At 29.1% G+C, this 26622-nt stretch carries 33 protein-coding genes; 23 read left to right on the top strand and 10 right to left on the bottom strand.

Annotated elements, in window-relative coordinates; translation table 11 throughout:
- The first annotated feature begins 550 nt into the window (after nucleotides 1-550).
- The 22 genes from FIA58_RS19415 (at nucleotide 551) to FIA58_RS19520 (ending at nucleotide 20628) form a co-directional block, all read left to right on the top strand.
- Entirely contained in the window at nucleotides 551-991 is a 441-nt protein-coding gene (locus tag FIA58_RS19415; RefSeq protein WP_140964359.1) for a hypothetical protein, read from the top strand.
- A gap of 467 nt (nucleotides 992-1458) precedes the next feature.
- The gene (locus tag FIA58_RS19420) at nucleotides 1459-1902 is read left to right on the top strand and encodes a hypothetical protein (protein ID WP_140964360.1); all 444 of its coding nucleotides are present in this window, start codon (nucleotides 1459-1461) and stop codon (nucleotides 1900-1902) included.
- A gap of 120 nt (nucleotides 1903-2022) precedes the next feature.
- Nucleotides 2023-2874, top strand: a complete 852-nt coding sequence (locus FIA58_RS19425; RefSeq protein ID WP_140964361.1) for a hypothetical protein — start codon at nucleotides 2023-2025, stop codon at nucleotides 2872-2874.
- Nucleotides 2875-3056: 182 nt separating this feature from the next.
- Nucleotides 3057-3986, top strand: coding sequence for a hypothetical protein (locus FIA58_RS19430; RefSeq protein WP_140964362.1), 930 nt, complete (start codon nucleotides 3057-3059; stop codon nucleotides 3984-3986).
- A gap of 339 nt (nucleotides 3987-4325) precedes the next feature.
- On the top strand, nucleotides 4326-4943 hold the full coding sequence (locus tag FIA58_RS19435) for a hypothetical protein (RefSeq protein ID WP_140964363.1): 618 nt from the start codon (nucleotides 4326-4328) through the stop codon (nucleotides 4941-4943).
- Nucleotides 4944-5293: 350 nt separating this feature from the next.
- Nucleotides 5294-5779 carry a T9SS type A sorting domain-containing protein gene (locus FIA58_RS19440; RefSeq protein WP_140964364.1) on the top strand — a complete coding sequence of 162 codons (486 nt, stop codon included), beginning with the start codon at nucleotides 5294-5296 and terminating at the stop codon, nucleotides 5777-5779.
- Nucleotides 5780-5785: 6 nt separating this feature from the next.
- Nucleotides 5786-6973 (top strand): hypothetical protein, encoded by a 1188-nt coding sequence (locus FIA58_RS19445; RefSeq protein ID WP_140964365.1) that lies wholly within the window; start codon nucleotides 5786-5788, stop codon nucleotides 6971-6973.
- A gap of 83 nt (nucleotides 6974-7056) precedes the next feature.
- On the top strand, nucleotides 7057-7563 hold the full coding sequence (locus FIA58_RS19450; protein ID WP_140964366.1) for a hypothetical protein: 507 nt from the start codon (nucleotides 7057-7059) through the stop codon (nucleotides 7561-7563).
- Nucleotides 7564-7655: 92 nt separating this feature from the next.
- Entirely contained in the window at nucleotides 7656-9407 is a 1752-nt protein-coding gene (locus FIA58_RS19455; protein ID WP_140964367.1) for a tetratricopeptide repeat-containing sensor histidine kinase, read from the top strand.
- The gene (locus FIA58_RS19460; protein ID WP_140964368.1) at nucleotides 9400-10146 is read left to right on the top strand and encodes a LytR/AlgR family response regulator transcription factor; all 747 of its coding nucleotides are present in this window, start codon (nucleotides 9400-9402) and stop codon (nucleotides 10144-10146) included. Before FIA58_RS19455 ends, FIA58_RS19460 begins: the two co-directional genes overlap by 8 nt.
- 174 nt (nucleotides 10147-10320) lie before the next feature.
- Complete coding sequence (locus tag FIA58_RS19465; RefSeq protein ID WP_140964369.1) at nucleotides 10321-11652, top strand: beta-1,3-glucanase family protein; 1332 nt, start codon at nucleotides 10321-10323, stop codon at nucleotides 11650-11652.
- 439 nt (nucleotides 11653-12091) lie between these two features.
- On the top strand, nucleotides 12092-12667 hold the full coding sequence (locus FIA58_RS19470) for an AidA/PixA family protein (protein ID WP_140964370.1): 576 nt from the start codon (nucleotides 12092-12094) through the stop codon (nucleotides 12665-12667).
- 30 nt (nucleotides 12668-12697) lie between these two features.
- Nucleotides 12698-13153 (top strand): hypothetical protein, encoded by a 456-nt coding sequence (locus FIA58_RS19475; protein ID WP_140964371.1) that lies wholly within the window; start codon nucleotides 12698-12700, stop codon nucleotides 13151-13153.
- A gap of 163 nt (nucleotides 13154-13316) precedes the next feature.
- A complete protein-coding gene (locus tag FIA58_RS19480) occupies nucleotides 13317-13805 on the top strand; it encodes a hypothetical protein (protein WP_140964372.1) in 489 nt (162 codons plus the stop codon).
- A gap of 28 nt (nucleotides 13806-13833) precedes the next feature.
- On the top strand, nucleotides 13834-15555 hold the full coding sequence (locus tag FIA58_RS19485) for a tetratricopeptide repeat-containing sensor histidine kinase (protein WP_140964373.1): 1722 nt from the start codon (nucleotides 13834-13836) through the stop codon (nucleotides 15553-15555).
- Nucleotides 15548-16294: a LytR/AlgR family response regulator transcription factor gene (locus FIA58_RS19490; protein ID WP_140964374.1), complete on the top strand. Its 747-nt coding sequence runs from the start codon at nucleotides 15548-15550 to the stop codon at nucleotides 16292-16294. The genes FIA58_RS19485 and FIA58_RS19490 overlap by 8 nt, the downstream gene beginning before the upstream one ends.
- A gap of 168 nt (nucleotides 16295-16462) precedes the next feature.
- On the top strand, nucleotides 16463-16687 hold the full coding sequence (locus FIA58_RS19495; protein WP_140964375.1) for a hypothetical protein: 225 nt from the start codon (nucleotides 16463-16465) through the stop codon (nucleotides 16685-16687).
- A gap of 108 nt (nucleotides 16688-16795) precedes the next feature.
- Entirely contained in the window at nucleotides 16796-17146 is a 351-nt protein-coding gene (locus FIA58_RS19500) for an aegerolysin family protein (protein ID WP_140964376.1), read from the top strand.
- Nucleotides 17147-17428: 282 nt separating this feature from the next.
- Nucleotides 17429-17959: a hypothetical protein gene (locus tag FIA58_RS19505; RefSeq protein WP_140964377.1), complete on the top strand. Its 531-nt coding sequence runs from the start codon at nucleotides 17429-17431 to the stop codon at nucleotides 17957-17959.
- Nucleotides 17960-17980: 21 nt separating this feature from the next.
- The gene (locus tag FIA58_RS19510) at nucleotides 17981-19039 is read left to right on the top strand and encodes a linear amide C-N hydrolase (RefSeq protein WP_140964378.1); all 1059 of its coding nucleotides are present in this window, start codon (nucleotides 17981-17983) and stop codon (nucleotides 19037-19039) included.
- 399 nt (nucleotides 19040-19438) lie between these two features.
- Complete coding sequence (locus FIA58_RS19515; protein ID WP_140964379.1) at nucleotides 19439-19987, top strand: inclusion body family protein; 549 nt, start codon at nucleotides 19439-19441, stop codon at nucleotides 19985-19987.
- Between the two features lie 86 nt (nucleotides 19988-20073).
- Nucleotides 20074-20628: an AidA/PixA family protein gene (locus tag FIA58_RS19520; protein WP_140964380.1), complete on the top strand. Its 555-nt coding sequence runs from the start codon at nucleotides 20074-20076 to the stop codon at nucleotides 20626-20628.
- 5 nt (nucleotides 20629-20633) lie between these two features.
- Here FIA58_RS19520 and FIA58_RS19525 read toward each other — a convergent pair whose 3' ends face one another.
- The 9 genes from FIA58_RS19525 to FIA58_RS19560 are packed head-to-tail and all read right to left on the bottom strand — an operon-like array spanning nucleotide 20634 to nucleotide 25502.
- Nucleotides 20634-21092 (bottom strand): SRPBCC family protein, encoded by a 459-nt coding sequence (locus FIA58_RS19525; RefSeq protein WP_140964381.1) that lies wholly within the window; start codon nucleotides 21090-21092, stop codon nucleotides 20634-20636.
- 51 nt (nucleotides 21093-21143) lie between these two features.
- The gene (locus FIA58_RS19530) at nucleotides 21144-21530 is read right to left on the bottom strand and encodes a hypothetical protein (protein ID WP_140964382.1); all 387 of its coding nucleotides are present in this window, start codon (nucleotides 21528-21530) and stop codon (nucleotides 21144-21146) included.
- A 10-nt stretch (nucleotides 21531-21540) separates the two neighbouring features.
- Nucleotides 21541-21885 carry a hypothetical protein gene (locus FIA58_RS19535; protein WP_140964383.1) on the bottom strand — a complete coding sequence of 115 codons (345 nt, stop codon included), beginning with the start codon at nucleotides 21883-21885 and terminating at the stop codon, nucleotides 21541-21543.
- Nucleotides 21882-22790 (bottom strand): TIGR01777 family oxidoreductase, encoded by a 909-nt coding sequence (locus FIA58_RS19540; RefSeq protein ID WP_140964384.1) that lies wholly within the window; start codon nucleotides 22788-22790, stop codon nucleotides 21882-21884. Before FIA58_RS19540 ends, FIA58_RS19535 begins: the two co-directional genes overlap by 4 nt.
- A gap of 2 nt (nucleotides 22791-22792) precedes the next feature.
- Nucleotides 22793-23356, bottom strand: coding sequence for a hypothetical protein (locus FIA58_RS19545; protein WP_243754711.1), 564 nt, complete (start codon nucleotides 23354-23356; stop codon nucleotides 22793-22795).
- Between the two features lie 42 nt (nucleotides 23357-23398).
- On the bottom strand, nucleotides 23399-23614 hold the full coding sequence (locus tag FIA58_RS21540; RefSeq protein WP_243754712.1) for a thiol-disulfide oxidoreductase DCC family protein: 216 nt from the start codon (nucleotides 23612-23614) through the stop codon (nucleotides 23399-23401).
- Nucleotides 23611-24600: a YqjF family protein gene (locus FIA58_RS19550; protein WP_208022834.1), complete on the bottom strand. Its 990-nt coding sequence runs from the start codon at nucleotides 24598-24600 to the stop codon at nucleotides 23611-23613. The genes FIA58_RS21540 and FIA58_RS19550 overlap by 4 nt, the downstream gene beginning before the upstream one ends.
- Before the next feature lie 3 nt (nucleotides 24601-24603).
- Nucleotides 24604-24936: a hypothetical protein gene (locus FIA58_RS19555; RefSeq protein WP_140964385.1), complete on the bottom strand. Its 333-nt coding sequence runs from the start codon at nucleotides 24934-24936 to the stop codon at nucleotides 24604-24606.
- A gap of 59 nt (nucleotides 24937-24995) precedes the next feature.
- On the bottom strand, nucleotides 24996-25502 hold the full coding sequence (locus FIA58_RS19560) for a GbsR/MarR family transcriptional regulator (protein WP_140964386.1): 507 nt from the start codon (nucleotides 25500-25502) through the stop codon (nucleotides 24996-24998).
- 129 nt (nucleotides 25503-25631) lie between these two features.
- Between FIA58_RS19560 and FIA58_RS19565 the strand changes: the two genes are divergently transcribed.
- Entirely contained in the window at nucleotides 25632-26108 is a 477-nt protein-coding gene (locus tag FIA58_RS19565; protein WP_140964387.1) for a hypothetical protein, read from the top strand.
- Nucleotides 26109-26189: 81 nt separating this feature from the next.
- Here FIA58_RS19565 and FIA58_RS19570 read toward each other — a convergent pair whose 3' ends face one another.
- The gene (locus tag FIA58_RS19570) at nucleotides 26190-26546 is read right to left on the bottom strand and encodes a potassium channel family protein (protein WP_140964388.1); all 357 of its coding nucleotides are present in this window, start codon (nucleotides 26544-26546) and stop codon (nucleotides 26190-26192) included.
- Nucleotides 26547-26622 lie beyond the last annotated feature (76 nt).

The following is a 26622-nucleotide window of genomic DNA, read 5'->3' on the forward strand; positions in this document are numbered from 1 at the left end:
TGGTTAAAAGGCTTTTATTTTTTTCTGCAACAAAAATAGAACCAAGTTCTTTTAGATTTATATTTTTTTCAACTTTAACTATATTTATATAAAAACTGTAGTTTGTGTTAAAGCTATATTTTAGGGTCATACTTTATCCTTACTTGCTTATTACTACCAGTCAAAGGTTAATCAAAGGTTAGGATATTGGGAGTAAATAGTATGGAAATAGAATCAAATATTTATTTTTATAAAGTAGTTTAACTTTAGATTCTAATCTTTTCGTATAAAATTCATTTTACTGATTTTAAAACTAATCTTCACCGTTTTTTGTACTAATAAATCACATAAAAAAAATAGAATATAAATGTACCTATTTTAACAAAAAGAGGCTTTTTGTAAGAAAACGTACGTATTTATACGTAGGAAAAAGGAAAAAAATACGTGTAAATACGTATTGACTAGTGTTTTAATATTTTGTAGTTTTAAAAGGTTAAAAAGAAATATGATTTTTTTGATTCGGTTTAATGTAATGAAAATCAATAAAATAAATATAACTAAAGAGAAGCCTATGAAGACAATTACTATTTTTCTACTACTATTTGTACTGTTAATTTCTTGCGCAACTAAAAAAGAAAAGTTAACCTTTTCAAAATTTATAATTAGTAATATTAAAGGTCAAACAGAGATAAAAGTTGAAGATAATGGAACTATTTTCATAAGTGATAACCTAATTGGAATGATTGATAAAGAAGGAACCATAATTACAAAACATGGTACAGTATTGGCTGAGGTAATGGAAGACAATTTTATCATCGATGGAGAAGGAAAAACTTTAATTAGGATTGATGAGAATGGTGCTGTAGAGAATAATTCTGGAGAATTTGAATGGTCTGCCAATGGAGAGTTGTTAAAAAATGATGAACCTATTGGATTTAAAATTTTCCCAGTAGATAAAGACTCTTTTCAAACAGCTTCACTATTATTGTTTTTGCACCTTAGCATTAAATAAAATAATCTTCAAGAAAAAAGAATAGATGTAACATAATGAATTAAGAATTTATAAGTGTTAAAGTTAAGATTCTAAAGATTATGTAAAATGAAAGAATGAAGAAAAACAGCAAAACCAATTTTAAATAAGTTATATTTATATAGATATTTTTTCATTCTAATTAATACTAATAGTATAAAACAGCAAAGATACCACTTTAGCTAAGTGAAAATTAGATAAATTAAATAAAAACAACAATTCTAAGCTGAATTTTAAATTAACTACATCTACTGAATTTTCAAGCCCTAGAAAATAACCTATTAAAATAGTTTAAGTACCCAATTTGCTTAAACAGTGAAGTACTATTCTTTTAAATCAAATTCAAAATGTTAAATGTTTCTTATCAAAAGAAAAACACAAACAACAAGTAAAAAAAATCAGAAGGATTAAGAGTAGTATCAATGAAATAACCGTTTAAATGAGATAAAATGAAAAAGAGTATTTGTTTGTTAGTATTATTAGGAGTGGTCTTGGCTTGTGAAAATGAACCAGATAAATTAACTATTTCTAAATTTAAAATTACAAATGTCAATGGACAATCTATAATTAAAATTGATGAAAAAGGTAATATAACTAAAAATGGTGATGCAGTGGGTTATGTAAAGAAAAACGGTATCATTGCTGATAAAAAAGGGAGAACTATCTTGAAATTAGGAAAAGATGAGACTCAGTTTTTAGACAATGAAGGTAAACCCGTGATTAGAATTTATAAAGACGGTCAATTTACGAACTCCTCTGGAGAATTGATACAATGGTCTGATGCTGGAGAGTTAATGAAGGGAAAAGAAAATACTGGAATTACAATTTATCCAACGGAAAGAGGCTTTTTACAAATTGCTTCAGTATTGTTATACCTTTATTATATAGTGTAGTTTTTATTTTATTGAAAATCAATTAATTATAAGTATTTATTTTGATAATAATGTGATAATAGTTTTTTTATAAAAAACGATTTTGTACTTTTGTTGTCCCAAATCTAACAGAATACACCTATGAAAAAACAATTACTTGCCCTATTAGGGTTTGCGTTAGCGTTATTTACTTATGCTCAAGAGAATGAAGTTTCAGTAAAGCTAAAACAAATTAAAAGTACCGAAACAAACACTAGTACTGGAGAAGTTATTACTAAAACTTATTCCTTTCAAAACGGTAAATTGGTATCTATTAAAACCTCAGACATCATTCAATCTTTTTTTTATAATACAAATGGTAATTTAGATAGAACTGTTCGTGAAAATGAAATGAGTGATTGGAAAGAAGTGGCTTCATATTTTTATGATGGGAGAAATAATTTAATTAAATATGTGAATGAATATGAAGAAGGAGGAAAGAGTGTTACCAAAACTATAAACTATAGTTATGATGGAAGTAAAATTAGAGCTGTAACCAAAAAAAGTAATAGCACGCTTAAATTTGTACAATGGGTAGATTATACACTTGAGAACGGACGAATCATTAATGAATCAGAACGAGATATTAATCAAAAAGTGATTAGTAATAGAAGAATAGACTATATTGAAGGAGATTTAATTGCTTACAAAGGAGTATTTGGAGATAGATCAACAGATAGTTATGATTACGATGATAAAGAATCAGCTATGCGATTAGTTGTAAAAAACGTTTTTGGTAAAAACTACAAAACCATTGTTACTTTGATTGCCCCTCATGAAAGAGAATTTCCGTTAGAAAGTATTTCTTATCATAATTTCTTAAAATTTACCTCTACTACACCTTCTAAAAAAGAATATAAATATGTGTATACTTACAATGATTTAAATTATCCTAAAACACATATAGAACATACAGGTAAATTAAAAACAATTGTTGATTACGAATATGAATAATTGTACAATTTGCAATTACTACAGAAAACCGTAACTCTTTTGAATTACGGTTTTTTTATTGAATTTAAGTAATTGGCATACTTTTAGTGGTTAGATTAAAATAATAAAGTGACTCTTTTTTTATCTATGGTTCTGTTGCTTTTGGAATAAATTAAGGTTTTCCTATCAAACAATTAAAAAGGATGCAAAATAAATTTTTAAAATTAGAAAAGCCCTGTACTGAAAACTGGGAAGATATGGTTCCTAATAAAAAGGGTAATTATTGTAATTTGTGTGCCAAAAATGTTATTGATTTTACAGGATTAAGCCATTTTGAAATAGCTCAAGAAATGAAACTCGCTAATGGAAATATATGTGCTAGAGTAACTAGTGAGCAACTAAATGCTCCTTTTTTTGAACTAGAGAATCATACCAAAAACTCGAATTGTTTTCCTTATTCTAAAATTGCTGCTGGAATTATTCTAGCATCTTCATTTGTGGTAAGTCAGCCTATATTAGCAAAAGAATATAAAATTGAAAATAAAATCGAACAAGCGTTTACCACAAACTTAAAATCTAAAAACAAAAAGAGACCTATAAATAATACTACTTCTAATGCATTATTTACAATTGTAAAAGGGAAAGTTGTTTCTGAAAAAGAAAGCTTACCTATTCAAAATGCAAAAATCACTTTTGTAACTTCTCAAAAAATTTGGATTACGCATACACTTAAAGATGGAACTTTTTCTATGCAAGTTCCTACTGAATTTATCGATGATGATAATGTAATGCGAATTTCTTTTGATAAAGTGGAGTATAAAAATAAAGAGGATTATTTTTTTGGTTTTGAAACAGAAGATTTAGTATTGACCAAAAAAGAAATTAATTCAATAATTTCAATACAAGCAAGACCTTTAAATATTGTTATGGGAGGTATATCTTCTTATTCAGAAAAGCCAAGAGAACCTTTAGTTGTTAAAAATGGAATTCAAATTCCTTTTAAAGAGTTTATTAAAGATAGAAGTGATATGCAAAAATATATTTATTTTAGTTCAAAATCTGCCATTGCATTATGTGGAAAAAAAGCTCAATATGGTTTATATCTTTCTGTAGAAGTAATTGAGACAAATTAATAATCTGATTCGATGACTCTGAGTTTGTAGGTCTTTTATTTTATATGGGTTTGTATTACTTCTAGTACTTCTAGTACTTCTATTACTTTTTACTGATAAGAAATTCTTTAGTCCGAACTTTATTTTTTCTTTTTATAAATCCAGAGAATTTTAAAGGAAGAACTTCGTTAGTAGTTTTGATATATGGTGTGTGTTTTGTTTTTTTATCATCTTATAATAATCGGAATTACTATAATCTATAAATATCTAAGGAATGAAAAAACAGGTATTTCTACTCTATTTTAATTAAAATCCTTGTTGTACTTTTGAAAATAGATTTAATTTTCAAATAAAAACGAAATGAGTGGTATTAAACTGACTTTCATTAATAAATCAGAAGATTTGAACAATAATATTGTTGTTTTTCAAAATAATGTAGCTGAAAAACATGATAATTTTGCAATTGCTTGGAAAGTAATTAAAAATAGTGGACGATTAGATAGTCATCCATTTACATTTTCAAATAATTTTGAAATAAATACTAGTGACTCTTATGGGAATTTTACTCCTAGATTAACGACTTATTTAGGACAAACTTATGAAATGGTTAAAAGAAATTCAGGAGATGTTTTACAGCTTTCCAAAACATTTGCTTCTTCTGTTAATGTAGTTGAAATAAAAAATGGACTAGCTGTTGGAGTTATTGATGCATCTTGTTATAAAGATGGAAACCTTTTGGCAACTAAAAAAGGAATAACACCAGGACAGAAAGCCTCTTTTGAATTTAACTCAAAAATATATATCGGAGTAGCTTCGCAAATAGAAGAAGGTAGTTTGTTGAATTCTGAAATGCAATCTAAAATTAATTCTGAAATTAATTTGATAGGAATCTCTAGTGCTGATATCGTTATGACAGGTGGAGGTACAGGAGCAGATGCAACTCCTTTTGAGTTTACTTTAGAAAACATTAAAAACTAACTAAGTAATTTTCTATTTCAATTGTAATAAGTACTTTAAAAAAAGATATTTTTCTGTCATTAGAAAAGTATCTTTTTTCTTTATAATGATATCTGTAGTTTATCTCGTTCCTCAAAAAAGCCATCTTATGACATTTTTTGTTTTTTGCTTTTATTTTTATAATACATTTGAATCGAAATAATTACTGCGTATAATCAAGATTAATTCGATTTGTCTTTAATGAGATAAGTTTCAATTGTAAGACTTGTTTTTCACATACAAAGTTTCGCATTTGACACCATTTTTTCAAAATCTGTATCAATAAGTATTATTTTTGATTATTGTTTATTAACTAATAACCCAATTAATGTATGAAAAAAAACAATCTATTATTTTTTTTAATCATTCTTTCCTGTTTAGGTGTTTCTTGTAGTTTTGCCCAAAACGGGACAGTTAGTTCTGGAGGAGATGCTGCTGCAGCACAAGGAAGTGTTTCTTACTCAGTAGCTCAGCCATTTTACACTACCAACACTGGTACAAATGGCTCAGTATCACAAGGAGTGCAACAACCTTTTGAAATTCAAGAGGTATTAGGAACCGAATTGTTTTCAATTCAATTAAAAATGTTGGCTTACCCAAACCCAACTACTGATGTTTTAAATTTATCTATTGATGAAAGCGAATTGTCAGGCATGTCTTATGCGCTTGTTGATTTTAATGGCAGAGTAATTAAAAGTAGTGTAATCTCAAGCCAAAGTACTACTATTTCTATGGCAGAATATCAAAAAGCGATTTACATTCTTAATGTAACTCAAAACAATACCATTATTAAAACTTTTAAAATTATTAAAAAATAAAAATATATGAAAAAAATAATTACTCTTATAACTGTATTATTAATTAATACAATTGCATTTGCACAAGCTCCACAAAAAATGAGTTATCAAGCTGTTATTAGGGATGGTAGCGATGCATTGGTAGTTTCAACAACAATTGGAATGCAAATTAGTATTTTACAAGGATCTTCAACAGGTACAGCAGTTTATGTTGAAACACAAACACCATCAACAAACGCAAATGGATTAGTTAGTATTGAAATTGGTTCAGGATCAGTTGTTTCTGGAAATTTTTCTACTATTGATTGGTCTACTGGAAACTATTACATCAAATCGGAAACGGATTTAGCTGGCGGTACATCTTATACTATTTCTGGCACAAGCCAGTTGTTAAGTGTGCCTTATGCAATGTATGCAGGCAATGCTGGAGGAGGTCTAGCAAACGGTTCGGCAATTGGAGTTTCTCCTTTTTGGAATGGAACATCTTGGGTAACGAATAACACTAATTTTTATAACAACGGTACGAATATAGGTCTTTATACTACAACTCCAACGGCCCAATTAGAATTAGCAGATATTTACAATGCAGGAGGAAAAAACCTTCAAATTGGAGATGATGTTTATTTAAGTGATGTTGATGTACCTAATGTTCTAGGAATTTATGGCGTTCAAGATTCAGATCGTGCAGCTATAAAATTAGGGAGTACAGGTCCAGAAGTTTGGGGTTTAAATAATAATATTGGTATTGGTAATAATAATCCAACAGCAAAATTAGATATTGCGGGTAATGTGAAAATTAGTGATGGAACACAAGGTGCAGGAAAAGTTTTAACTTCAGATGCTAACGGATTAGCTACTTGGACTGATGCAGCACCTTACTATCATCTTACGAATGTATATGGGACACCTTCAGCTCCTTTTACACTTGGAGGTAATGGAACAATGGTTACTTTTGCTATTTATAATAATTGCGCTCAAGGTTCAGCATATGGAGGAACTATGATGATTGACCCAACCGGACAAGTGACAATTATAAACTACGCAAATGTATTAGCAACAGCAACCATGTCTGCTACAGGTAATGTAATTTCTTTAGAATCTGGATGTGGAACCATAACTATAACATTAAATGTCTCAGGAACTTCTTGTACGATGACTACAGGAGGGGTAGCAGGTGCATATACAGAAGTGAAATTAACTACGTTTAGAATATAAATCAAATTTAAAAAGAGAAGCTTTAAGCTTCTCTTTTTTTTAAACTATCATTTAAACTTAATTTTAACCTAAAAATAATTATTATGAGCAAAACAAACCAAAAAGACAGTTCTTGTACTCCAGTAATACCAGCAGGTGTTCTAATATCAGATGTTAAGGTAACTAACTTAGGGTTTCAAATAACATTTCCTAATCCAAGGCATGACAAACCGCTACCTCCAATTGCTCAAGTAACAATAAACGCTGATAGTAATATGGAAATTAGTATCGTGGTGTTTGTAAGCAAAAAAACAGATGTGGATTTAGAAAATTTATATGTTATTCAACAATTTAGTTATACTAACGAACAAATACCTTTTGCTAATTTTTACGTATGTTATGATGCAGTTCCAAAGCTATGTTCTGTATTTAATGTTTTTCAATTGACATTCAATGCTATTAATTCGTCTAAAGGATACACTCCAAATATGACTTTACCTAATGATATGCCTATGCCAGACATCTTGGATTTAAAAGAAATTGTTTCTTTTTTATGGGACGAAGATCCTAAATTATCAAGAGGAACGGTTACGACTGTGCAACAGGCTTAGTTGCAATAGTTTCTAATAAGCTTAAGAAAGTTTTACAAATATAAAAGTTTGTAAAACTTTTATTTTAAATACATTTGTACTTGTCTTAATCTATGAGTACAGTGATTAAAATTAAATTATTAATTGTTATAGCTTTATTTTTTTCTTCTTTTTCTGTTTTTTCTCAAAAGAAATTACTAGATAGTTTATTTAGTATTGAAATAAGTAGAAAAGCTGAAGAATTTAAAACAGAAAAATACTTTACTAAAGCAACTAGCTACTTCATACAAGAAGAATGGGATTCTACTTTGGTTTATTCAATGAAACAATTAAGTTTACCCAATTTGGATAATTCTTTACTCGATTATTGCCATTTTTTTAGGGCCTATAGTTTTAAGCAGAAAAAATTACTGATAGAAGCTCAAAATGAATTCAGTTTGGTATCAACTAAATTTGTTTTTCATTATTTTGTAAAAATATATTTTGGTGAAATTGCTTTAGAGCAGAATAAATATAAAAAAGCAATACCTTATTTTCTAGAAGTAGAAAATTTACCTAAAGATAAAGAATATTTTTTTAATAAAAGTACAGTGCAACATAATTTAGGTTTGTGTTATCTTCATCTGGAAGAATTTGATAAGGCAGAATTTTACTTGCTGGAAAGTGTAAAACTGCAAGAAGAACAAAATGATTCTGTAATACTAGTAGGTTCATACGGAGATATTGCGGGTCTTTATTACGAACAATACAAAGATAATTTAGCTATTCCTTATTTTGAAAAGGCATATAATTTATCAAAAAAAATAAAAGATTTTCAGTTGAAACAAAATTCAGCGCTAAACATGGCTGTAGTAGAAGAAAATCGTAAAAATTTTCCAAAAGCACTAGTGTACAGAAAAGAATATGAACAATGGAGAGATTCTTTAAACGATCAAAATAAAATATGGCAAGTTGCACAGTTAGAAAAGCAATTTGCGGTTAAAGAAAAACAAAAAGAAGTAAGTCTCCTACAAGCCGAAAACAAAATAAAAATAGCAGAACGAAATGGCTTTTTTTATTCAGCAATTGTATTGCTATTATTACTTGGAACTAGCTTTTACTTCTACAGAGAAAAAATAAAAACAAATAAAGTTATTTTAGCCCAAAAAGAAACGTTAGACGAATTGAATGCTACAAAAGACAAGCTTTTCTCAATCGTTAGTCACGATTTACGTTCTTCTGTAAATGCAATGAAAACCAGTAATGCTAAGTTGTTAGAAAATCTTGAAACTAAAAACCTAGAGGAACTAGACTCTCTTCTGCATCAAAATAGTGCTATTGCAAATGGAACTTATAATCTGTTAGATAATTTATTGCATTGGGCATTATTACAAACCAAACAATCTTATTTTGAAATTATTGCTATGCGTTTGTTCTTTATTGTAGAACAAGTAGCATATAATTATCAATCTTTGCTAGTAGAAAAAAATATTCATTTAGAAAATATAGTTTTAAAAAGCGATATGGTTTTTGCCGATCAAGAGTCCTTAAAAATTATACTTCGAAATCTTTTGGATAATGCCATTAAGTTCTCCAATGAAAACGGAGTCATAAAAATATATACGCAAAATAATAACGATACTTTTTGCGAATTAGTTATTGAAGATAATGGAATAGGAATGACTGAACCTACAAGGTTTAGTCTTCTAAAAGAAACAACATTATTAGCTAAAAAAGCAAACGAGAATACTATAGGAACTGGTTTAGGTATGCAATTGTGTAAATCGATGATTCAAAAAAATAAAGGAAAATTAAATATTGAAAGCGAATTTGGGAAAGGTACTAAAATGATTGTATCTTTGTTAAAAACGCCCCCAAATGGATAATATCAATGTACTAATTATTGAAGATACTCCTTCAGAGAGTGAAGCATTAACTAAAGTATTAGAAGCTAACAATTATAATGTAGTAGGTTTAGCAACGAATCATAAAGAGGCTTTAACCTTATTTTACAATAATAAAGTAGATATTGCTATTGTTGATATTTTCTTAAACGGTTCACCTGATGGTATTGCATTCGCAGAAACTATTAATGTAGTGCCTAATGCTTCAAAGCCCTTTGTGTTTCTTACCAGTTCTACTGATAGACAAATATTTGAGCGTGCAAAACTAACGAAACCGTTTAGTTATTTAATGAAACCATTTAATGAACTTGAACTTTTATACGCATTAGAACTAGCAGTTGAAAAATTCTATGCACAAAATGATGTTTTTCTTAGTGAGGAAGAAAATACCGTTATTAGTGAAGAATATCTATTTATAAAAAAAGGAAAATCGCTAAAGAAAGTACTTATAGCAGATATAATTTACATTGAAGTCGAGGAGAAGTACTGTAATATAATTACTGAAAAAGAAAAATTTGTGATTCTAATTTCGCTAACTAAAATTTTGGAATTATTAGATGACACTATTTTTGCAAGAACTCATAGAAATTACATCGTAAATACTCAAAAAATAACAGAAATTATTCCTAGGGATAATCTTATTATTTTAACAGGAGAACACAAAGCCACATTAAGTGAGAAGTATAAGGATATCATAAAGAAAATACGTACATTAAAATAGACAATTTTTTAGATTTCCCTTTTTTTAAAAATTGAATTTTGGATTTAAATAACTTTAAATCCAATCTTATACTAATAATCTACTATCTTATACCTTTTTTAAAATTTACCTTTTTTTTTGAGCCTAACTTTATACAAGTAAATAAACTTAATTTATAAACTTTAAAAAAGTAATATGGCAACATTAAAAGTAATTTTTAAGAATAACAGTGGCTTATCAGATAAACTTGTATCCATTGGATTTGTTTCAGGAAGTACGACAGCTCCATTTAGTATAAATTACCCAAGTTCGAATCCATTAGAGCCCTTAGAATTAGAAATACAACCCTTAAATCAAATAAAAGGTGAAGGAAATTGGTATTCGTTTGAGCAATTAAAAAACGGTATTTCCATTGAAAATTTTAGTGGTAGAATTTATATCTCTTATGGTCAAACATGGTCGGTTTTAAATCCAGGTTATGAACCTGCTCAAAACATTACCGATGTAAATTTCTTTCTTCGCTATGATAAAATGGAATTGACGTTTAACGGAAACCCAGCGGACGTAGCCGATTTAACCAGTATCGATTATTGGAGTATTCCGATGCAATTAGAAACTTATCTAAACGAAACAACGGTTCAAACCGATAACGGAATTAAAACAGGAGTAACTTCGCTTGCTATTTACTCACAATTAAATGCGCTAACAACACCTCCTCAATCGGGTTTAAAAAATGCTTTACCTGCTCTTGTTCCAGGAAGTTTTACCCAATTACCCACACAACCAGGTACTGGATTTGCAAGGATAATTGGACCTTCTTCTTATCCGCCAGTTGGAGGAGTTCCTGTTACTCCATATAATCTTTTTGAAGGATACTTAAACGATTTAATCAAAAATTTTGGACCAACTACAGCGGTTGGTGAAACGATTCCTGGATTAGGAAAAGGGGTTATAGCTACCATTTCAGGTAAGTTTAATGGTGTTGGACCTAATGTACCTGCTTCAGGACCACAAAGTGCACAAACTTATGATTTAACAGCTTCAATAGATGCCTCAGGTGACATAACACTTTCAGGAACTGTAGAAAGCATTAAAGGAACTACTACTATCGTTTACAAAAAAAGTGATCTTATAAACCCAAGTGGTATTTATGGGGCTAATGCTCCTTTTTTTCTTGACGGAGCGAAATTGCCACAAAATCCAGCAAACGATGTTTATGGTTGGATAACAGGTGATTTATTAGCAGGTTTAAACATTGGAGCCATTGGTTCAGAAACTACAATTAACGGAACAAAGGTAGGAGCTATGACAAGTAGTGAATGGTTTACAATACCAAATACCTCTTTATTTAGTAATTTGCAAAGTAGTGCTTCAAATTACAACCAATATGCAGCTACCTTACAAAACCTTTCAGACGCTTATAACTTTGCTTATTCTGATCGTTTTTCACCCGTATTAGTTTCTTTAAATCCAGCGACTGTGAATACGTTACAAATTTCGTTGCTAAATGTAGCGCAACCTATGTAACTAGAAAGAATAGATATCATTTTACCTCTATGAGCTCAATAATTATTGAGCTCATTTTGTTTACTGAAATATGCTAACTAACCTCTTTTTCAATTTCCCATAACCAAAATGCACTATAGAATAATCTTGTTCCAAAACTACACTTCCTCATGGGTGAAAAAGTCTTACCTTATTACATTTTTTTATTTTAAAACACTTATAATCAATAACTTCATTACAGAAATTAAAAACTAGCTAGGTTTATTTTCAAATTATGTTTTTTAAGTATTATTTCAAAAGTATAAACCCAACTGTGTTTACAGTAGTTATAAAATTTTACTTTTTGCTGTGTATTAAATAAAAGCATAAAATGTAAAGTGGAGTTCTGCAACCACTATAAAAACGAGGCGAAATCTGAAAAGCCATATGAGTAGGAGCAAATAAATAAATTTTAGAAATCATGACAAAAATAATAAATATTCTCAGTGTAATAGATGTTGAAACGATTCTTACAAATAAACTTCCAGAAGGGACATTAACAAATCCAACAAATTTGGGGTCATATAGCACATCAGATATATATGTGTATATGATTACGAGTAGAGGTTATATAGATAGTACGGATAAAACCAGAGCAGATTCTGAATTGGTAATTGATGCTAATATAGGAGATACTATTCAATGGGAATTAACTTGTCCAGGATCTGGTTTAGAGCATGATGCAATCATTGCAAATGTCATTCTAGGCTCTCAACCCAACCCGGTTTCAATTTCTCCTCCAGTTTCTGTTGTCACCAATAGACATATTTTTGATAAAGCAGGAATTCCTGGCTATCAAGTAGTGCAACAAACGGATTATACTTCTAATGTTAAAGCTTCAGGAACTACTCAATATTCAATCATTTTTCAAATAATGGATAATCTAGGAAATAGTCTTGGTTATTATTCATGGGATCCTTTCGTAAAGGTACCGAATGAAGGGGATTATTTAAAGACACGTGAAGCTTATTTAAAAAAACAGGAAGCAGTAGTTTAAATATAATGTCTCATTTAAAACATAAAAATTATGAAAACAACTAAAGTATTTCAATTATCAGCATTAAGTCAAAATGACAATGGAGCTGCAGACGGTAGCAAAATATTTTGTGAAATCACAAAAATTACCAATGGGAGTTTGAGAACTGGTTCATTTCCTATTAATAAGGAAGTTCATTTGACAACTCCTCCTGGACAAGACGGTTCTGGACCAACTCCAACTTGGTTTTTAATACCAGATAATGATATTTCAAACACCTCGTTTGAATTACAAATTTCATGTCCGTCAGATTCAAACTACCCAACAACAAGTATTACTGTTAAAGCATCAGATGTTCAGATATGGGCAGCAATACCTTATAATGATAGAGATAATCAAATTTATCAAGGAGGAGAGTATGGTGTTTTTGGATTCGCACAAGAAGGTCCAAATGGTTTAATTTACACGGTAACAGCGGGTGTGCTTAATCCACAATTGCAAGGGTAAAGTATTTATATTCTAAATTTTCATTAATCAATTAATAACAAAAAAGTTACAAAATACACTTGTAACTTTTTTGTCTTTATATCAAAAAATTAATTAATTGAATACAAAAACCCTGAAAATAAACAGTAAATTTACTGAGAATAAACAAATTAAAATTATAAAGATGAATCCAGTAAACTCAACTGAAAACATTATTTATCCTCCAGGAAATAAATTAGACACTACTGTAACTGTAACTTCTATAGGTTTTATGGAATTAGGTACTTCATTTAATCAACCTTTACCAACTTTAGTACAAGCCATAAAAAGTGAAGATAATTTAAGCATAAAAATAGCGGCAATAGTATTAATAGATACAAAAATAGAATGTCCCAAGTTAATAGTGAACCAACTTTTCTCAATGAGTAGTTATGGGGAAACGCAACTTCAAGTTTTTATTCATTGTGATGAAGAGGAAATTTCAAAAATACTAAGTGAATCATCGGGTACTACCTACAAGGCTTTCAAAGTAGAATTTACTACTGATAATTTTTTAGGATTCCCTAAAGGAATTGAAATAAAAGACATTAAATACGTGCAAACTTTCCTATGGAACATTGACCCTAAAACTTCAAGAGGAACTGTGACAATTGTTCAAGATGCTACTTTATAGTTAAATTGAGATCTCCAAATAATTATACATGAAGACGCATAAGCTATTGTTTTTTATTATAATTCTAAATGTTAGCTCTTTTGCTCAGGTGAACGAGATAAATCGAGAAATTGAAAATATAATAAACAAAAATAAGAAAACAGATTATTTACAAAAAACTTATGAGTTTTATAGACTAAACGAATGGGACTCTACATTAATATATTCTGGAAAACTATTAGATGGAACAAAAAATAATGAGTTACTAAACTTGGCTCATTATTTAAGAGGACAAAGTTTTAGACAAAAAAAAATATTTAATGAGGCTTTAAAAGATTATACTCTAATATCATCAGACTTTTCTTTTTACTCTTATGTTGAATGTTCCTTTGGAGAAATATTTTTAAATCAAAAAGAATATAATAAAGCATTAAAATACTTTAATCCCTTAATAAAAAATTATAAATCAATTACTTTTAAACCCAAAAAAAGTGCTATACTACATAACATTGGTCTTTGTTATTTTCATTTATCACAATTTGAAAAGGCAGAGTTTTATTTGTTAAAAAGTACAGAATTACAAGAAAAAGAAAATGACACATTGTTATTGATGGGTTCATTTACAGATATAGCCAATCTTTATTACGAACAATACAAAGACAGTCAGGCCATTCCTTATTTTGAAAAAGCGTATGCCTTGTCAAAAAAAATAAAGAATTTTGAGATAAAACAAAATGCGGCATTAAATATGGCTGTTGTAGAAGAAAATAGAAAAGATTTAGCAAAAGCAATGATTTACAGGAAAGAGTATGATATTTGGAAAGATTCTTTAAATAATCAAAATAAAATTTGGGCTGTAGCAGAAATAGAAAAAAAATATGCTGTAGATCAAAAACAAAAAGAAATACAATTATTAGCTTCAGAAAACAAAATAAAAGTTTCACAGCGAAATGGTTTTTTAGCGTCTTCAATATTATTCTTATTACTTTTTGGAACAGCTTTTTATTTTTATAGTCAAAAGAATAAAACAAATAAAATTATTAATGCTCAAAAAGAAGATTTAGATGCTTTAAACGCTACAAAAGACAAACTTTTTTCTATTGTAAGTCACGATTTGCGTTCGTCTGTAAACACCATGCAAGCTACTAATACAAAATTATTAAAAGACATTGCCAATCGTAATTATGACGCATTAGATAAAACGGCTCATAAAAATGCAGCCATTGCTAATAGCACCTTCAATTTACTAGAAAATCTCTTACATTGGGCAACTTTACAAACGCAACAATTTTATTTTTATATAGAATCTGTCGATTTGTATTCTGTCATACAACAGATAGAGTTCAATTACAAGCCTTTATTTGAAAACAAAAATCTTTTTTTTAAGAACACTATTCCAAAGGCCACTTTTGTGTTAGCCGATTTAGATTCTTTAAAAATAATTATTCGAAATTTACTGGATAATGCCATAAAATTTTCAAATGAAAACGATACTATTTCAGTCTATACTTTTGATAAAGAAACTGTTTTTCACTATCTTGTCATTGAAGATACAGGAATTGGAATGAATGAAGAAACAAGAACAAATCTACTCAAAGAAGGGAATTTACTCAACAAAAGGAAAAATCAAAAAGGAATAGGAACAGGTTTAGGCTTGCAACTTTGTAAATCTATGATTCAAAAAAATAAAGGAACATTAACCATAGAAAGCACTGAAAATATTGGAACAAAAATGATAATTGCACTTCCTAAATTCACATCCAATGGATAAAATAAACATTCTCATTATTGAAGATACACTTGAAGATGCAATGATACTACAAGAAGTGTTAGAAGAGAACAACTATAATGTGGTTGGAATTGCTAACACCTATCAGGAAGCTTTATCTCTATTCTATGAATTAACAATTGATATTGTTATTATAGACGTTTTTTTAGATGGAAACCCAGATGGAATTACTTTTGCAGAAACTATTTCAATTGTACCAAATGCTTTAAAACCTTTTGTTTTCTTAACCAGTTCCAAAGATCGACAAATCTTTGAAAGAGCCAAATTAACCAAACCCTTTAGTTTCTTATTAAAACCTTTCAACGAGTTGGAAGTATTGTATGCTATAGAAATGGCTGTCGAAAAATTTTATGACCAATCCAATGTTTTTGTAAGCGAACACCAAGATACAGTTATCAGCGATAACTACCTTTTTATTAAGAAGAAAAATGCATTAAACAAAGTAAAGGTTAATGATATTATATACATCGAAGTAGAAGATCGTTATTGCTCTATTATTACTGAAAAAGAGAAATTTGTCATTCAAATCTCTTTAGGAAAAATTAACGAATTATTATGTAGCAAAACTTTTGTGCAAACACACAGAAAATATATTGTGAATATCAAGGCTATCGAAAAAATTATTCTTGAGGACAATTTATTGATTTTAAAGGGCAATAATCAAGTTACGTTTAGCGGAAAATATAAAGAAATCATAAAAACATTTACAATTTTAAAATAATCAATTACAACCTATTTTCAAACACTTAAATCTTCTCAAACGGGATTTTTTTTTATTTATGACTCATTTTGTTTCTTGTTTTTTAGGAGCACAAAACTAGTCCTTCGGTTGAAAACTAGTCCCGCTATTCGCTATATCTTTTCTTTTTTCTTTAAGAAAAAGAAAAGGATGCCACTACTATCGGGGCTAAAAATGACGTCTTTAATTCCTATACATTATTTCCATGATTTTATATTCACCTTCATTGAAGTGAAACCAATTTCATTTACAACCAATACCACTTCATTCACAACAGAAAACCTTCCATTCACAGCAAAAAAACTTTCATTCACATCATCTTTTCTATTTGCCTCTTATTCAAAACCTAATTTTATCTCAGAAAATAAAAACTAGCGCTAGAAAATTGTTTTTAAGATTAAAAAAGTAGAGTTCAGAAACTACTATAAAAAACGAGGCGAAATCTGAAAAGCTTTATGAGTAAGAATATTAATAATTTAAATTATGACTAGAAGAGTAGAAATAACAGTATTTAATAATACAAAACACACGATGCATGTAAAAAGAAAAGAGCTTACACATGGAAAATGGCGAATAGCCCCAGTTTCTGTAGGTCCAGATGAATCTTTGGAATTTCAAGCTGAAAAAGAAACTGGAGCATTATATGGTGTTGAGGGATTAGTTCAGTATGAATGCGATAAGGGACTTTTCACAGTTAAGTTTGAAAAACCTTATGGGAAAAGTAATTCATATATAAAAATTACAGACGAGCATGGAGTTGCAGTAGAAGTTTACGGAGTTATAAAAACTAGTGAAGTAATTTCTGGTACAGTTAAATTGGAAAAAACACTATAAGAACGGACAGTACAATTCAAAAAATCCCTCTTAAATAGTCCAGAGGGATTTTGTGTTAAAGGTTTTTTAATCAAAAGGAAACATTAATAATTTCAATAAAGAAAATTTAACGACAGCTCGTAATATGGATTGAGCTAGCGAATTATCCACAAGTTTATTCGTTTTTAGAAATGAAAACAACAATCTAATGGTAAAAATGGTAACAAGTCCGTAAGGTGAAAATTAGCTTTTTAAAGAGTAAACACAAGGGTTGTATTAGTATAAACTATTTAAAATAAAAAAATGGCAAAAGAACACGATAATGAATTCAAATTAAAAATGATAGGCTTATCTGATTTTAATTTTACCGTTACAGATCATTATATAACATCTGGTCAACCTTGGGATGGAGTAACAACTTCTACAAACAATAAAGGAACTACAATTACCGCAAAAGCAGGTAGAAAAGCATCAAAAGAAACAGCAGATTGGTTTAAGGAATCAATAAAAAATGGTTCAGCTATTGGGTGTCAAACGATAGACAAATTACCTACAAAACTAAATTTTGCTTTCAAAGGAACTATGAGTTTTTCTCATGGAGGAAACTCCTATTTAGGAGAAAATATTGTTCTGGCTCAAGGAAGTACGGCTGGTTCTAGAAATAACTGGTGGATTGGTGGATCAAATATGTCAACAATTACAGACCTTCCTGCTGGTATTCTTTCAATAATTGCTCAAAACTTTAATCAAGGAAAATTATTAAAAGCCAAAGTAACCTTTACTGTAGCTATAGGTGATGTTTCTTCAATGAGTATGAGTATTATTTCAATTTAAACTAATAAAAGTCAAAACAGTATGTGTACAAGAATATTTAATAATTTTAATAAAGAAAATCAATTTTTAACTACAGCTCGCAATATGGATTGGGCTACTGAATTACCAACAAGCTTATTTGCTTTTAGAAATGAAAGCAATAACCCGATGGTGAAAACTGGTACAAGTTCGCAAGACGAAAATTCACTAATTTGGACAGCAAAATACGATAGTATTGTTACAATGGTAGGTGATGATAATCAATATGGAGCTTCTGATGGAATAAACTCTGAAGGACTTGTGGCAAATTTACTTTATGATAGTAATGCTAGTTATAGTCGTAAAGATGGTAGCTCTTGCAAAAATTTAGATGTATTACGTTGGCTTCAGTTTGTATTGGATACTTGTAGCTCTGTAAAAGAAGTTGTTGAAAAATTTAGTAAAGAAGCAACTCCACAAATACAAATTATAGGAGGTATAGTACCAGGTAGTACCAAACCTGCTTCATTACATTTATCTATTTCAGACAAATTTGGAGATTCAGCAATTATTGAGGTAGATAAAGGGGAATATGTTATTTATAATAATCCTGAATTTAGAGTAATGACCAATGAGCCTTCTTATGCAAAACAAATTGAACTGAATCAATTTTGGAGATGGCAATGGAATAATATAAATCATTTTCCAAGTAACACTTTACCTGGAGGTCCTTTTCCATCTGACCGTTTTGCACGAGCTTCCTATTACCTAAATCATCTAAATGCGACTGTTAGTGTTGATGATTCATTGGCACAATCTAAATCAGTTGTTATGAATGCCTCTGTTCCAGTAAACTTTAAATCGGGTGATTCAAAATATCCAAACATTGCACAAACTCTTTGGACAACTATTTCTTGTCATAATGACTTGAAATATTATTTTTGTAACTCAAGAACACCTGGAATCATATGGATAGATTTAAATAAAAAAGATTTATTTCCTGCTCCTGTCTCACGACTTATTTTGGTTGAAGAAGAAGATTCTAGTTTTATAAATAAATCACTTTACGGTTTCAAAAACAATGATTTTGAAGGTACTAATGACCCTTTTAAAGTTAAATAAAAATATGGCTGACAATTATTTTGTTAGCCTTACTTTTTATATTTCTATCTCCCTCAAATAGACTACACTTATTGAATAACGTAAACTACTCTGTTAGAAAAAATACGACCTAAAATAAACTCACCTCACCTCACAAATATTATAAACTTCCTAAAAGTTTAAGTAAATATAAAATATTATTTTCTTGCTCGACCTACTAAGTAGGTATTTGTACTTGTATCTCGAGTGTTTATACTGTTTTGAAAATCAGTTATTTATGCGCTAAAAAATATTTTTAATTAGTAGTAGTTTTACATTGTAATATTACAAAACAATAAAGTGAAGTTCAGAAATCACAATAAAAAACGAGGCGTAACCTGAAAAGCCTTATGAGTAGGGAAACAAATAAATCAAAAAATCATGAGTCAAAGTTTAGCAGCCTCTTCGGCACAGATAGATGTTCTTGTAGTTATAGATACAGAATATATTAAAAGTAACTTTCCAAAAAACACAGATCCTAATAAAGCTCAAGGAATAAATCATAATAGTCAATATATGATTTGTTATAGTCCTAGAGGAATTGTTTCTGGTCAAGGAACTGCAGATTTAAGTTTTAAAGCTAATGTTGGAGATAATGTTTCTTTTAGGAGCACATCAATTCAACAAAATTCTGACGATGCCGTAATTCTTTACGGAATTAAATACTGGAAAGGAGATAAAGTGTTTAATACATTTACTACAAATATTGTTACAAGAAATAGAGCAGTTCAACCTGATCCAGACCAATTGAATGGTATTCCTCCAATTTTGACGTCTCAGAATTTTACAAGTTATGATTCTAAAATTGCTAAAGGTGGAACTGAAAATTTCTATGTTTACATTGCTGTTTATACCCTTGCATCTGATGGTCAAACACAAGAATTATACGGATATTATTATTGGGATCCTCAAGTTGTAGTTCCTTCTTAGTTTTTATCAACTTTATTTAATAAAGATATAATTGAAAACACGAACAAGGAAAGCCTAGTTCGTGTTTTTATAAAATTAAAAGCATAATGACACCTTCTATTTCAATTATTCAAAAAGCAACTTTTAAAATTTTGATTGTAATTGATACAATTGAGATCAAAAAGAAGTATCCAAATCCTAACAATAACCTTAATGAGCCGATTAGAATAGATCAGTCAAATTGGTTAATTATTAATCCTTATAGTGATGATATTGAATCAGCAAATTCTTTACACTTCACTTCTCTTAAAATTAAAAAAAAGGATAAAATTATAATTTCAGGAATTTCTATTGATGGAGGTTCTTCTGACTCAATTATTTTGAATAGAATTCAGAATTGCAAATCAAAAAAAGAGCTTTTTAGTTCATTTGAATCTTTTTGTGTGTCTAAAAAAATAATTCTTAATAATCCAAATAGTGATGCTGAACTATCTATTGTTAATAGTAATCAAAATGTAATGTGGTTTGAATCCGTAATTTTAGATTTTGGAAAGAGTAAGATTGAAGTTATTTTCTTACTTTATAATTTAGACGAGGATGGTAATCAGCAAAGTTTATATGGTTGTTTCGTCTTTAATTTAAATGTTAATATTCATAAGTAAACTCTTTACAAGTAATTTATTTCTGAAATAGTTTTCAAAACTCCATTTCGATATTCAAGAAAACTCTTTAAATGCTTTTTCAAAAAGTAAGCATCAAATAATTTACCAAATACTCCAAATGGTGTTTCATATTGTAAAATGTCTTGCATAATGGTAACACCATTTTTTTCTTCAAAGAAATGTTGGTGTTTAAAGCTTTTAAAGTTTCCTTTCAATTGCTCGTCCACAAAATATGTTGGTACTTCCATTTCAGATATAATGCTTTGATGTTGAAAATAAAACCCAAAATGTTTTCCTTTCCAAGTTACGGTTTCTCCTTTTTCTATTAATCCAGAAGTTCTTCCTGCAATCGCTTTCTCATTGGTCTGACTAGCTGATTGTTGGTGTAAATCAATGTTCCTATTGTTGTTGAAAACAATTTCAATTGGGGCATTTATTTTTGTAGTGATATGTATTGTTGTCATAATTATTTTTTAGACCTGACAGATGTTTTAAAACCTGTAAGGTCTATGTGTTTATCCATTAATTACTAGTGATTGTGCTTTCTGACTTTCTTTGGCTTTGCGTTTTCCTCTAAAGAATAAATATAAGTTTAAAAACAACATAACTCCTAAGTAAATTGAAAAACCTCCTATTTTATAACTCAAATTTTCTATTAAGGATTGGTGCGAATTATCTCTGATACTCATTTCTAAAATGCGTAATGCAAATCCAATATTTAAAAGGTAAAATCCTGTTTCAAAAAGTTTATTTGTTGCTAATGCAATTTCTTCACGTCCTTTAAAGATATCGAGCATGTAGATTTTACTATTTTTAAAAAGAGTCTTTGAAACATAATAGGTTAAAAATAAAGCTACTGGTATGTAAATAGCGTATCCAATTAAAATTTTTGAAGTTTCCATAATTTTGATTTTAAATTAATTTTTTAATGTATGTAGTGAGTAAAAAAATGTTGAGGTAATGCATAAGAGCAATAGTAACAATAATAATTGCTGATTTTGAAGCAATTAGTTCTATTAAATAAGGAAGAGTTGTTATTTTTTGCCAAGAAATAATCGTCATGGCACAATAACCAATGTTAAGCAAATAATAACCAAGTAATAACATTTGATTGATTCTTTGACAAAGTGCTTCATGATCAGGAATTAATTGGAACACATAAATATTTCCATTGTCATAACATATCTTGCCTACTTTTATGATGATGAAAAAAGTGATGCTAAAATAGATGAGATAACCAATGATATTGAGGTTCATGATACTAAATTTTTAAATGTTTTTTCTAATGTATCAAATTCAAACTGAAATCCATTTTGAAGTAATCGTCCTGGAATGACGTTTCTACTTTTTAAAACCAATTCTGGTTCTGTACCAATGATTTTTGCACCTAATTTCAATAGTGCTAATGAAATAGGAAAACCTATTGACATTCCAACAACTTTTCGCAATTGTTTCATGAATACTTTATTTTGAATAGGTTTTGGTGAAACTATATTGATTACTCCTGTCATTTCTTGCTGAATTATAAAATCAATAGCGCTAGCAAAATCATATTCGTGTACCCAACTAATAAATTGATTGCCATTCCCTTGTTTACCACCTAATCCAAATTGTGACAATCTTTTTAACGGAATAAAGGCACCTCCGTTTTTGCCTAAAACAATAGACGTTCGTAAAGCTGTTTTTAAAGTGTTTTTTGTAGGAACTTCAAAAAAAGTTTGTTCCCAAGTTTTAGCTACATTCATAGAAAAATCATTGCCTATTTCTCCATTTAATTCGGTCATTTGTTTGTCTTCTGAGTGACGATAAATTGTAGCTGTTGATGAATTTAGCCAATGTTTTGGTGGTTTTTTACAACTTAAAACGGCTATGTTTAAAATAGCAGTGCTGTCAACACGTGAAGCCAAAATTTCTTTTTTATTAGTATCAGTATAACGACAATCTACCGATTTTCCTGCCAGATTAATTAAGGCGGTTGCGTTTTCTAATTCGGTTTCCCAACCTGTGAGTGTTTTGGCATCCCAATGTACATACTTTATAGTGTTTCTAATTTTAGATTTCCCTCGAGTTAAAACTACTATTTCTTCACATTTATCTTTGAAATAATTGACTAAGACTTCTCCTAGAAATCCAGTTCCTGCTGCTATGACTATTTTTTTCATAATTAAAATATTAAAATGATTCCTAAAGCTAAAACGCGATACAAAATCCAAGTTAGTGTTAGAAATTTTGGTAATCCAAGAATGTTTATTCTTCTATAATGTTCCAAAATCATTAGGTTTACCGTTAATCCAAACCAACCTAAAACTACATATTCATTAATTTCGATAAATTGATTTAGTATTAAAATTGGCAATAAAAATAAACTTCCCATTACTGAAACAGTAACTAAATTTCCAATATAATTGAGTTGATTCTGTTTGCTTATTTTACGAATAAATACATATTGAAAACCAATTTGACCAACTGCTAAAAGTAATTCTCTACCAAAATTAGCTTTGGGTAAAAGTGTAATGAATTCCGCATATTGAAATAATATAACTGCTGTAAAAAGCGTTGCGAATAAGATATATAACAAGCGATATTTTACATTAAAAGTTGGAACACATTGCATGTTGTTTTCATTTTTACTTGTACTTGGAGCAATTACCTTTCTATTGTAAGAAATGAATTTGTATAGTTTTTTTAAAAAGATATTGATGGGTTTCCAATTCCCAACTTTCTCCATCCACGGAAAAGAATTTCCTATTACTTTTAGTAAACTGTCAATTCAATAAAGTACTTTTTTGTTTTTGGTGTCTACTAATGCGATTTCATTTTTAGCTTTATCTAAATCAATATAGTCTTGTTCCTCTTTCGATAGCTTTGCGAATGGTTTTCTTCCGTTTTCATCTAGCATATTTACTTTGATGAATCCAGAAGTATAAAGGTTACACATCGGACAATCTTCATCGTAAAGCAGAGTGTGATCATTTAATGTTTTCATGAGATTGTTCTTTTATTTTCAACACTTACTTCAGATCCTTTTGCCAGAATTACGGAAGTTGGTTTTAGGTCTTTTAAATGGGCAAAATCACTTCCATAATTACTACTAAAATCAACCTCAATTTTGGTGGCTATAACTTCATATTGTTCCCATCTTGGATGTTTTACTTCGTATTCAAAGGTTTTGTTTGCACTGTATTTGGTATACCCAAAATAATGTTCGCAAATAAATTTAGCTTCTGTATTTTCTTCAATTGGAAGCAATTCTTTTTTTACATTTATTTCAATGGAATTCCATTTATTGCCTGATTTCCATTGGTAAACAAGTTGTGAACCTTCTTGAGATGAGGTAATACTGTGTTTCATAGGAAGTGTTTGATAATGCTCTTTGTAAATAGTATTTGCAACAAATGTTAAAGCTGGTTTTGGGACAATTTCTTTAATAAAAACCACACCACGTTTCCATTCGTTGTTTTCTTTTCGTTTTACGTAGAATCTAAGGTTGACTTCTTCAAAGTTCACATGAAACGGAATTTTCCAACCTAAAATTCGAGTGTTTTGAAATAAAAACCCAACAAGACTTACATAGCATTTGCCATTGTATAAATCAATTTCAGTTCCTTTTGGAAGGTGCTTCTCTAAAATTGTTGCATCAATTTCATAATTGATTAAGACTAGGTTTTCCCAGTTTGCGGTTAAGAAGCTAATAGGTTTTCTATTGTAAAAATGAATAATATAAGTCAAAAAGAAAATTAAAAAAACTGGAATTAAAAATAACCAAGTAAACTCTCCATCCCAAATAAAGAAAAACAAGAATACTAAACTAAAATAGATATAGATTAGTTTGTTTTTTGGAGAATGTAGTAGAAATAGAATGGCCGCTAAAACTTGAAATAGTCCTGTAAGAGCTATTCCATATCCACCAAGAAGTAAAAAGAGAAGTGCAATTATATTGATGACTTTACTATATTTTAATGAGAATTCCATAGCTTAATTTTTAGAGTTATAAATAATTACTGAAAGATAAACCAGTAAAATAAAAGGTATAGGTACTAATATATAAGTAACAATATCTATGTAATCTAATCCTGCATTTATCACCCAAGTCATGAAAAATAAACCAACACTCCCTGCATACAATTGTAAACTTTTATTTTCAGGATTTTTAAATAACATTTTTAATCCTAAAACAACTTGAATTATTCCTGTTAACATAGTAGATAAAGCAGCATAGAATAAGAATGCTTCACTGATACAACCCAAAAATAAAAGTACAATTGGTAATCCTATTGCAAATGTGTTCCAATATTTTATAGCTTTCATAATTCTTATTATTTTTAAACTTTCAGAAAAAAATGAAAGTTTTGATTAAATTTTTTTAGTTATTTCTTCATTATTTTTACAATTAGTCTAGCCAACCAATTGTCTTTGTATTCAGTAATCTTATCCAAAACATTATCTGCTTTTAAAACAAAATCATATAGTTTTGAAGTTTGCTCCACAAAATGTTTTTCTTCAGATGAATTATTGACTTCAATTGAAGAAACTTCTTTTAAAACTTTCAAGGCAGGTTTGATTTCTCTTTTGCTTCTCTCTCTAGAAATTTTAACGGCTAATTCGTCTAAATCTTTTTCGGCTGTAAAAAACTCTCTTCTTTCTCCAGGTTTATACTCTTTGTAAACAATGCCCCAATCCATTAAAGCCCTAATATTCATACTTGCATTTCCACGAGAAATTTGTAATTCTTCCATAATATCTTCCATAGAAACAGGCTCGTTACTGATCATTAACATAGCATGAATCTGAGCCATGGTTTTGTTAATTCCCCATTGAGAACCAAGTGCTCCCCATGTTTGAACGAATTTGTTTTTTGCTTCTTTGAATTCCATTTGATGGTTTATCTTATTTGATAATGCAAATGTATACAAAAGTTTTTAAACTTTCAAAAAAAAATGAAAGTTTGTTTTGGCACAGTATTTGGATTTATACTTATAGTAACAGATTAAAAACAATACATTATGAAAACGATACAAATTAAGAACCCTAGCGAAGTAGTAATCGAAAGGACAAGAATTTTATTTATAGTAATAGCTTTGTTATTTGCTTTGCAAAGTAACGCACAGCTTTCTGTTAGTATTAACATTAATGCAAATACAAATCGTGTTTATGAAACCGAATACAGACACGTGCACGATTCTAGATGTAACCATCGTGAAGTAGTCGAATATTATTATTATCCAGAAATTGAAGTTTATTTTGATGTACAAGCTGCGGTATATTTATATCATACCTCAAAGGGATGGACTAGATCAAGATATTTACCAAGACATTGTAGTCATTATAATATACAGAGAGGATATAGAGTTGGTTTAGATTATCATGGACAAAGACCTTACAACCATTTTCATGACCATAAAATGAAGTATAAAATAAAGAAGCATTATTATGCAGACAAACATAGTAAAGGGAAACATAAAGGTCATAAAAAATACTAAGATAAATTGCTGCCATAATTTATATAAAAAACGAATTGTCATTTATTGATAATTCGTTTTTGCTATTGTATATAATAATAGTTATTTAATATCCTTGTTTTGTTTCTTTAGTTTCTTTCTTAAAATTTCTTTACGCTCTTTATAACGCATGTGTGTGTAATGGTGTTGAATAGTGTTTATAAAACTAAGAATCATTCCAATACCAACTATTATATATAAAACTGTGAATAACTTACCTCCATCTGTTTTTGGAGCAAAATCACCATAGCCAATTGTAGTTAGTGTTACTACAGAAAAGTAAAGAGAATCAATAATGCTCCAACCTTCTAAATAATGATATGTTATTGTTCCTGTTAGTACAATCAAAATTGTAGTAATTAGTAAATCTCTATATTCATCATCTTGTATAAATGAAATCAAGGTTCGATAGAAAAACATATTGGTTGTTTATTTAGATTTCTAAAATACAAAATTTTATTAATATTTATGATTTGTTTAAGAATAATAGCTTACT

Origin of the sequence: Flavobacterium jejuense, from assembly GCF_006491595.2 — a bacterium.
In the GTDB taxonomy this organism is placed as follows: domain Bacteria; phylum Bacteroidota; class Bacteroidia; order Flavobacteriales; family Flavobacteriaceae; genus Flavobacterium; species Flavobacterium jejuense.

Excerpts from the sequence above, each read along its gene's own strand:
- FIA58_RS19415 (WP_140964359.1), top strand. The coding sequence starts at position 551 with ATGAAGACAATTACTATTTTTCTACTACTATTTGTACTGTTAATTTCT.
- FIA58_RS19450 (WP_140964366.1), top strand. The coding sequence starts at position 7,057 with ATGAGCAAAACAAACCAAAAAGACAGTTCTTGTACTCCAGTAATACCA.
- FIA58_RS19475 (WP_140964371.1), top strand. The coding sequence starts at position 12,698 with ATGAAAACAACTAAAGTATTTCAATTATCAGCATTAAGTCAAAATGAC.
- FIA58_RS19455 (WP_140964367.1), top strand. The coding sequence starts at position 7,656 with ATGAGTACAGTGATTAAAATTAAATTATTAATTGTTATAGCTTTATTT.
- FIA58_RS19465 (WP_140964369.1), top strand. The coding sequence starts at position 10,321 with ATGGCAACATTAAAAGTAATTTTTAAGAATAACAGTGGCTTATCAGAT.
- FIA58_RS19435 (WP_140964363.1), top strand. The coding sequence starts at position 4,326 with ATGAGTGGTATTAAACTGACTTTCATTAATAAATCAGAAGATTTGAAC.
- FIA58_RS19460 (WP_140964368.1), top strand. The coding sequence starts at position 9,400 with ATGGATAATATCAATGTACTAATTATTGAAGATACTCCTTCAGAGAGT.
- FIA58_RS19545 (WP_243754711.1), bottom strand. The coding sequence starts at position 23,356 with ATGGAGAAAGTTGGGAATTGGAAACCCATCAATATCTTTTTAAAAAAA.
- FIA58_RS19500 (WP_140964376.1), top strand. The coding sequence starts at position 16,796 with ATGACTAGAAGAGTAGAAATAACAGTATTTAATAATACAAAACACACG.
- FIA58_RS19535 (WP_140964383.1), bottom strand. The coding sequence starts at position 21,885 with ATGAACCTCAATATCATTGGTTATCTCATCTATTTTAGCATCACTTTT.
- FIA58_RS19425 (WP_140964361.1), top strand. The coding sequence starts at position 2,023 with ATGAAAAAACAATTACTTGCCCTATTAGGGTTTGCGTTAGCGTTATTT.
- FIA58_RS19480 (WP_140964372.1), top strand. The coding sequence starts at position 13,317 with ATGAATCCAGTAAACTCAACTGAAAACATTATTTATCCTCCAGGAAAT.
- FIA58_RS19525 (WP_140964381.1), bottom strand. The coding sequence starts at position 21,092 with ATGACAACAATACATATCACTACAAAAATAAATGCCCCAATTGAAATT.
- FIA58_RS19440 (WP_140964364.1), top strand. The coding sequence starts at position 5,294 with ATGAAAAAAAACAATCTATTATTTTTTTTAATCATTCTTTCCTGTTTA.
- FIA58_RS19540 (WP_140964384.1), bottom strand. The coding sequence starts at position 22,790 with ATGAAAAAAATAGTCATAGCAGCAGGAACTGGATTTCTAGGAGAAGTC.
- FIA58_RS19505 (WP_140964377.1), top strand. The coding sequence starts at position 17,429 with ATGGCAAAAGAACACGATAATGAATTCAAATTAAAAATGATAGGCTTA.
- FIA58_RS19430 (WP_140964362.1), top strand. The coding sequence starts at position 3,057 with ATGCAAAATAAATTTTTAAAATTAGAAAAGCCCTGTACTGAAAACTGG.
- FIA58_RS19530 (WP_140964382.1), bottom strand. The coding sequence starts at position 21,530 with ATGGAAACTTCAAAAATTTTAATTGGATACGCTATTTACATACCAGTA.
- FIA58_RS19560 (WP_140964386.1), bottom strand. The coding sequence starts at position 25,502 with ATGGAATTCAAAGAAGCAAAAAACAAATTCGTTCAAACATGGGGAGCA.
- FIA58_RS19550 (WP_208022834.1), bottom strand. The coding sequence starts at position 24,600 with ATGGAATTCTCATTAAAATATAGTAAAGTCATCAATATAATTGCACTT.
- FIA58_RS19565 (WP_140964387.1), top strand. The coding sequence starts at position 25,632 with ATGAAAACGATACAAATTAAGAACCCTAGCGAAGTAGTAATCGAAAGG.
- FIA58_RS19570 (WP_140964388.1), bottom strand. The coding sequence starts at position 26,546 with ATGTTTTTCTATCGAACCTTGATTTCATTTATACAAGATGATGAATAT.
- FIA58_RS19510 (WP_140964378.1), top strand. The coding sequence starts at position 17,981 with ATGTGTACAAGAATATTTAATAATTTTAATAAAGAAAATCAATTTTTA.
- FIA58_RS19555 (WP_140964385.1), bottom strand. The coding sequence starts at position 24,936 with ATGAAAGCTATAAAATATTGGAACACATTTGCAATAGGATTACCAATT.
- FIA58_RS19420 (WP_140964360.1), top strand. The coding sequence starts at position 1,459 with ATGAAAAAGAGTATTTGTTTGTTAGTATTATTAGGAGTGGTCTTGGCT.
- FIA58_RS19520 (WP_140964380.1), top strand. The coding sequence starts at position 20,074 with ATGACACCTTCTATTTCAATTATTCAAAAAGCAACTTTTAAAATTTTG.
- FIA58_RS19445 (WP_140964365.1), top strand. The coding sequence starts at position 5,786 with ATGAAAAAAATAATTACTCTTATAACTGTATTATTAATTAATACAATT.
- FIA58_RS19515 (WP_140964379.1), top strand. The coding sequence starts at position 19,439 with ATGAGTCAAAGTTTAGCAGCCTCTTCGGCACAGATAGATGTTCTTGTA.
- FIA58_RS19495 (WP_140964375.1), top strand. The coding sequence starts at position 16,463 with ATGCCACTACTATCGGGGCTAAAAATGACGTCTTTAATTCCTATACAT.
- FIA58_RS21540 (WP_243754712.1), bottom strand. The coding sequence starts at position 23,614 with ATGAAAACATTAAATGATCACACTCTGCTTTACGATGAAGATTGTCCG.
- FIA58_RS19490 (WP_140964374.1), top strand. The coding sequence starts at position 15,548 with ATGGATAAAATAAACATTCTCATTATTGAAGATACACTTGAAGATGCA.
- FIA58_RS19470 (WP_140964370.1), top strand. The coding sequence starts at position 12,092 with ATGACAAAAATAATAAATATTCTCAGTGTAATAGATGTTGAAACGATT.
- FIA58_RS19485 (WP_140964373.1), top strand. The coding sequence starts at position 13,834 with ATGAAGACGCATAAGCTATTGTTTTTTATTATAATTCTAAATGTTAGC.